Below are 6,059 nucleotides of genomic sequence, written 5' to 3' on the forward strand. Positions count from 1 at the left end.
TGATGGAAATAGAATCGACGGCTTTGGTTCTGATAAACATGTACAGTCAAAAGGTCATTAGTTTTCTACTTTGCTAGAAAAATCAATATTCTAGAAGAGGCGGGAAGGCTATTGTTTGGGATGGCTTTTTGCTTACTTTTTTCCACAAAAAAGTATGATCCAGTATTTTTTTGTGGAAAAAGGTGTCAAAATCTACCATTGGATAGATTTAATTCCTTTGAAATACGATATAAAAAAGGCTATAATTTCAATCTACACTAAATATTATGCCTTGTGAAGCAAAACATCAATTCATATTTGCTATTCTTAAATCCGAACTCTTTATTCTGATACTCCCCATAAAAATTAACATGAGCCGGTTTTTTTTTGTTTTAGAGGGATAGAATATTCAATTTACTTTGATAATTCTTGTTGGTTTCCCGCAAAGGAATACAAAAGAAAATCACGCGAAGACCGAAAAAGCAAATGAAATATTAACCTAGACAGGATTTTTAAGATGGAATAGGTGATAAAATACTAGCTGCGGTTGATTTGCAATCAGGCGCCATAAACAGGTGATTGAATTTGACCCATAGCTTCAATAGCTTTGTCAAAGGTTCGAGAATGCTCAGAAATATTGGTGTAGTGATATCTAATATTCATGACAGATCTGAATATCAAAGGATATTCTTTTATGAAAACGTCAAACTTTGAATTATTTTTATAAATCCTTCTCATCTCAACCACTAAAATCAAAAATCTAAAACTCCAATTTGATAAAAATAGTCTCAAAATGATCCATATGAATTTCACCATTCAAATCTTTCATTTTCTCCTCTAACACATTGACTTGTGATGCTGAAATGGCTCCCGTTTGATTCAATAAACTATCAATATTTAAATGGGTATGCTTTCCTCCCAATTCTCTAATGTGCAGGATAATTCCTTTATCATCAATAGATGGTGAAGTGTTGACCAATAATAGATTTGCTACATTCAAATTAATAATAGATTTGGAATAGGCTTTTGAAGTGCTGCCCTTAGGTTTTGGCCATATAACTCTGGCTTGCAAAGGAACTCTATGGCCCCATCCAAAGGTAGTGGCGTTTTCAATGGAATGATGTTTTGAGGAGGTAATGGCATAAGACCAGCGCAATTCTCCTTGCTGTTCGGCTTTAAAGTTTGTCACCCAATAGTTATTGAGTACCCAGGAGTAAATATGGTTGGTTTTGGGTTTTAAGCGATAGTAATAGTGACCAATATTTAAATCGCCAAATTGCACCAAAGGCATATCATTACTGGTGAATACTATTTGAGTACTTGGGTTTCTTACGCCTGCAAAATTCTGAATGGCATTCCAATCACTGGAGCTTCCTTCCAACTGGTTTTTGCCTGGAGAAACTATTCCTCCTTGGGCTTCATAAAATAATTCACCCTCCTCCAGTTTAAAAGGGAAAGCCACATAAACACCCTCCGGATTTATTACCGGAAGTTTAAACATGCGATATAGAAATTCTATCTTTTTCTCCTGATGATAGAGTCTAATTTCAATATCAACTCCTCTCTCATCACTGCAAATGGGGAGGTCTCCGTGTAAGAATAAACTCTTATAAATAGGCCCATTCTCTTGCTTTTCCAGAGAAACATTAGTGAGTAAACTGCGTTTGAGTCCGATGGGTTTGTAGACCGTATCCCGATTACTTGCTGTTAGTCTTTCCAATTCATGGCGGTTATCCAGCTGCTCATAAATCACTTGTCCCAATCCGAAGGTATCAGCTGTATCTACCAGTTCTAATTGCAATTCTTTATCGAAAATCGAATTTACCAATCCTTTATCTGAATCCAATTGGAGTTTATAGAATTCATTCTCAAAAACTGTTGAATTTCTTTTGTCTTGTAAACTACTTTTTACACCAGTATGAATGATAAAGGTTTTGAAACCCATTTCTGGAATGTCGTCTACCCAAATATGATAATAGGCGCCTTCTTGTCTTCTGTCGTATTCTCGTACTTCTAACTCTTCCCCTTTTTCGTTTAGAATGACAAAATCTTGACCTTCGGAGATGATACTATTTTCTATAAACAGGTCTATCATTCCAGACCTCCTCCAGTTTAAGGTATTCGCCACCACAATACTTGGCAATTTTGAAGTTTCAATATGGCTTTCGAAAAGAGTCCAAGCCTGTTCTTTTAATGATGCCGTTTTTTTCCAAGCATCCCAAACATAAGATGATTTCACTCCCCATTGATTGATGGTATTATGGGCTTTAGGGTCACTCACACTTTCAGCTGCCCCAAAGGTATGTTCATCATAAAAAAGGAGATTATCATATACTTCATTTATTCTATCATTGGTGTTTTTAGGCAAATCGGAACCCATAATTCTGGACATGGACAATAGGGCGGTATTGGCTGCAATATCTACATGAATCTTTCTTGCCAATTGGGTTTCTTTTGCAGCTGAAGCCACACCATCGGTCCACCAATCGGGCCAAGCTACTTCCTTCTCTTCAATTTCTTCCCCATGGTGTTCGTCAATATAAATCATGAAGTCTTTGGCCAATGAAGCACGTAGTTTGGGCCATTCATATTTCTCATTCCATTCTTTAATGATGTCACAAACCTCCACATTTGGAGGAGAGTTATCAGTTACATAGCCCGAAAACTGTAGTGAAACCTTATCATAGGGATATCCCTTTTGTTCCAAATTACTTAAGTAGTTGGACAAGTTATCGCGAAAAGCATCTTGTTGTCCGGTATGTAATCCAAGGCTATTGGCATGCTGGTAATGTTCCGAACGATAGGCTAATAATCGATTTCCGGCAGGTGATTGCCACCAAAAAGTGGTGGGTTTGTCAAAGGGTTTACGAGCTCTATGGGCATGAATTCCCATGGTGAGGTATTTCACATCTGTATCATGATAATAATCTACCATGCACCAAGCAATGCCATTTACATCGTTTTGCATAGCTGTGGTAACATCGATACCTGCATTTTTCAGCATTCTGAGGGTTTTGGTTTGAGCCGCCAGTGCTGATTCATCTATCAGTTCGGAGAAGTTGAAAAACATACCAGTGGCTTCCATTCTACCTTCTTTTAGCCGCTGTACCAACCGGTCTATTTGCTTTTGAGGCCTATTCTTCAAATACTCTCTTACCGACCAACTGGTTTCACAAGTCCATCGAAATTTAGACTCCTCTGGATAATCATCGGTTAAATCACAATAGTCCAAAGCATGGTCGATATATCGTAAATGCTCTGATAAAATTTCTGGTTGAGGTCGAGTGTAACCAATATCGGTATGGGTGTGCTGTACCAGATAGATTTCCCATTCTCTAATGGGTGATAGGGTAAATGTTTTTTCAATGAGCTTTTCATTTCCTTTTCTAATATAGGCCATCATCTCTGTTTTGTCGTCTACTTTTGGCAAAACAAAATCTATTTTATTATAACCAAATTTTAATTCTGATTGAATCTTCTCATCGCCAATTTTAATAGATACCGGAGTGTCTTTGCCAATATGCATCATATCGAAAGAAAGAGAATATAATGGGTCAGGATTTCCTCTAAGTACCACTTTGTTTTGTATGATATTTATGCTTTCCTCGATTGGCGTTTTGTAAACCATAAACCAAGCTGGATTTTCATTGGGTTCTGCTTCTATTTTAATTTGAGCTGCTTTGCCTTTTTTAAGGTCATTGATAGGAATTTTTAGACTCATAAACCCCATTTGATCTTTGAATTTATCAAGCATGGTGATATTGAAAACCAATTCGGAACCATTGATTCCTTGTACCTTCTGGATTTCCGTTTCACTAGTTCTATCACTCTGAAAAGAGAAATATCTTTTATTGTTAACCGACAGATAAAACTGTACAGGTTTGCCAGTCACATCGCGACCAAAAGCTAGTAAGAAATAAACATAATCCTCTGTATACTTTTCTGGTATTGATTCAGTTTCCCAAATAATGGGTTTGTAATCAGCTTGACCTCTAAGCAAAAGGGCAGCCTTGATATTTGGTATTGGGGAGTGGTAAGTAAACCTTTTGCCACTGCTTTCTTTTTGAAAACCTTGTAAATACTTGATATTACTCTCCTGCGCTCCAATTGTGTTAATCAAAAAAAAACTTGCAATAAAAAATATGGCCCTCATGTTCGAATTCATACCCTCTAATTTTGAATTAAAATTTCGATAAATGTAATCATCTTTCAGAAATGCTGCGGATTTTAATTTCATGAAAAACCTGCTGAAAGATGACCTTCGGCCAAAAAAACCACCTACCATTAAATGCATTTTTTTATTCTTATTTGATTTATCCTATTTGCTTAAAAAATTCAAAAAAAATATCAACCACGTAATCTCCTGATTAACATAGATATATCTATCTACAAACGACTACATTCACTTAATATCCGAATACAAATGATTATCAACCGATTATGGGCTTATGTCTAATGTAATTTTGCCTCAACAACGAAACGACAACCGGTTATTCCGGAATTAAAAACCTGCCTACCAATAATGTAGGCTTAAAATTAAACATCATGAGAAATTTAAAGAATCAAGTACAATTAATTGGACATTTAGGCGCAGACCCAGAATTTTCAGAATTTTCAACAGGTAACAAAGCGACCATGAGTATTGCAACTAGTGAGAGTTATAAAAACAAAAGTGGTGAAAAGGTAACAGAGACTCAATGGCATCATGTGGTGGCTTGGAATGGAAATGCAAAATTCGCCAAAAGTTATTTGACAAAAGGAACTGAAGTGATGGTGCAAGGTAAATTGGTAAACAGAAGCTATGAAGATAAAACGGGAACCACACGTTATGTGACTGAGGTAGTTGTGGATCAAATGTTGATTTTGAATAAGAAGGTGGAGAAAGATTCATAATTATTTTAAAATAATTCCTTTTTTTTAGCTCATCTCTTAAAGGGATGAGCTTTATCTTATTAGAACATGTTTGAAATTACCTTTTTGTTATACCTCAAAAACCTAAAAACATGAACAAAGAAAGGCTTGTCATTTACAATTCCATAGTAGAGCACTGTCTTAGGTTCGATCGAAAAGGAAAAACAGTTCCCTATATGTCAATGGTCATGTGTTCTCATTCTTGAACAAAGATGGTAACTTGGGGTTTAGGTTTTCTAAAGAAATTCAACATCAATATTTCGAAAAATATAAAACCACTCACTTTACCTCTCATCATCCAGTAATGAAAGGCAATATATTGATAATCGAAGAGATGCTGTAAAATACAAAAGAACTCAAAGAGTTCCATAATCAGAGTTATGATTATGTGATGTCATTGAATCCTAAATAGTGCTTTACTATATTAAATAAAACTGAATTCAAACTACTCTATTTCTGCTGTAAAATTATTTTCGAGTAATACTGGATCTTGTCTTTCATCAGAAATGAGTATAGAAAGTCTTCTATCAGTTTCTTACAATTGAAGCATAAATTGGTGATGCGAGATTTTCTCATCTGTATTCCAAATACGTCCCATCATAGCTGGTAATTGCTTTCTGAGGCTTGAAATTTCTGAGGTGCCAGCTTGTTCCCAGGCACACATTTCGGCACCGATATTGAGAGGAGTTTGTTCCACTTGAATAGGTGTGAAAGATGGTGGATAGGCTGACTCATGTTGTGCCACCTATACTGATGTAACTGTGCCACTCAAACTGGAGCAAGTTGTGCCACCCATACCAGAGCATTTGTGCCACCGTAAAATGGCAGAAGTACTCAGTTTAAAGAACAGAAATAATTTCTATCGTATAACTTTTGAAACAAAAAACAAGCAAGAGTTATGGCTGCAAAAAAGATAGATATTATGGAATTAAAACAATTGTTACTATTAAAATCTACAGGTGAGAGCAATCGCTCTTGCGAAAGGTTATTAGGTATTCATCGCAATACGATTAATCATTATGTACGGATGTTTAGAGCATCAGGATTAGATTATACAAAGCTGCTTGAGTACACTGATAAAGAGTTGGATGATTTGCTTCCTTCAAAAGGAACAATTGATTCAAATAGATACAGCACGTTCTCAGATTACCTATCCTACTTTGATAAAG

General features: G+C 35.9%; 4 protein-coding genes. 2 read left to right on the plus strand and 2 right to left on the minus strand.

All coding sequences use genetic code 11. The annotated features are described in order from the left end of the window. Nucleotides 1-739: 739 nt before the first annotated feature. Nucleotides 740-4,144, minus strand: coding sequence for a glycoside hydrolase family 38 C-terminal domain-containing protein (locus HNS40_RS21445; protein ID WP_172284766.1), 3,405 nt, complete (start codon nucleotides 4,142-4,144; stop codon nucleotides 740-742). A gap of 380 nt (nucleotides 4,145-4,524) precedes the next feature. Between HNS40_RS21445 and HNS40_RS21450 the strand changes: the two genes are divergently transcribed. Then, nucleotides 4,525-4,872, plus strand: coding sequence for a single-stranded DNA-binding protein (locus HNS40_RS21450; RefSeq protein ID WP_172284767.1), 348 nt, complete (start codon nucleotides 4,525-4,527; stop codon nucleotides 4,870-4,872). Nucleotides 4,873-5,425: 553 nt separating this feature from the next. On the opposite strand, the gene HNS40_RS21455 is transcribed toward HNS40_RS21450, so the two are convergent. After that, on the minus strand, nucleotides 5,426-5,635 hold the full coding sequence (locus HNS40_RS21455) for a hypothetical protein (protein WP_172284768.1): 210 nt from the start codon (nucleotides 5,633-5,635) through the stop codon (nucleotides 5,426-5,428). Between the two features lie 153 nt (nucleotides 5,636-5,788). On the opposite strand from HNS40_RS21455, the gene HNS40_RS21460 reads away from it, so the two are divergent. Beyond that, nucleotides 5,789-6,059: hypothetical protein (locus tag HNS40_RS21460; protein ID WP_371742970.1), on the plus strand; the 271-nt coding region annotated here is incomplete at its 3' end.

The organism is Lentimicrobium sp. S6, assembly GCF_013166635.1.
Lineage (GTDB): Bacteria > Bacteroidota > Bacteroidia > Bacteroidales > UBA12170 > UBA12170.